The 989-nt window shown below is 55.7% G+C and carries 1 protein-coding gene; it reads right to left on the reverse strand.

The genetic code is table 11. From position 1 onward, the window contains the following. Window positions 1-442: 442 nt before the first annotated feature. Entirely contained in the window at window positions 443-739 is a 297-nt protein-coding gene (locus tag AAFX91_RS41975; protein WP_394570386.1) for a hypothetical protein, read from the reverse strand. Window positions 740-989: the final 250 nt, after the last annotated feature.

Genomic DNA, 989 nt, shown 5'->3' on the forward strand with positions numbered 1-989 from the left:
CAAAGCTCGCGCCAAACTCGGCCGCGCCTATCCAGCCACCCCCAAAGAGTCAAAATCACTGTGATAGACCACTAGATCAATTAACATCCTGTCCGCAAGTCTGCTCGCCAATAGCGCCTTGCCCCGATCGTTGGCGCTCGGCAAGCAATGAAGCGCCTGGCGCGATCAATTGGCGATGTCCAAGCACTTGGCTACACCGGAACAGGACGAGGCTTGATGAAATAGCGCTCGACAGCGAACCAACTGGCGCGACACAAGAGCGGCCGGCGCGACGTCACATTTTTTCCCAGAACCTTATGTTAACTATTCCCTCGATCGGCACGGCCGGATGTACGCCGTGACATCACGGGGAGCCCCGGCTTTCAGGCCGGGGTTTTTCGTGAGTTTATCGTTCCGCGCTGTGACGTGTGGTGCTCCAGGGGGAAGGGGCGCTAGCGATCAATTACTGATCGGATTGGATATTCACCAATATCTCCCCGGCGACGATTTCGGGATCTCCAAGATCGAGGTCATGCAGACTCGCTTGAACGAACTCCAAGACCTTTGTGTTCGCTGCATTGGCGCTTTCGCAATCCTCGAATATCAACACAGCGACACCGACGCCTTCACCTGCGTCCAGCACATAGTACGATCTGAATCCATGCGATTCCCTTAGGATCTGACCGATTCCGCTTTTCGTCCGGCGGGCGGCATCCGCAACCGAACGAACCTTGGCGTACTTGCGAATGACCATGTACATTGAAGCACCACGCGTCTCATTTCTATCCTACGCATCAAAGCATATGAGGTCGGTGCTGGACTAGGTCCTGGTTCCAAGAACGGGCCTGCTGCGACTTGGCTACGTCAAGCCAAGCATCACGGATCCCGCATCCAAACTGGGCTTGCTGGCGTTTGCGGAAGTTTCGATTGGCCGATAGCGCATTGCCTCATCAAGAATGTTACCGGAGAACTGACCGTCAGGATTGGGGCGGCGACACCGAATCGGATCG

The organism is Bradyrhizobium sp. 31Argb (genome assembly GCF_043638955.1).
Lineage (GTDB): Bacteria > Pseudomonadota > Alphaproteobacteria > Rhizobiales > Xanthobacteraceae > Bradyrhizobium.

Coding starts and splice junctions, on each gene's coding strand:
- AAFX91_RS41975 (WP_394570386.1), bottom strand. CDS start 739: ATGTACATGGTCATTCGCAAGTACGCCAAGGTTCGTTCGGTTGCGGAT.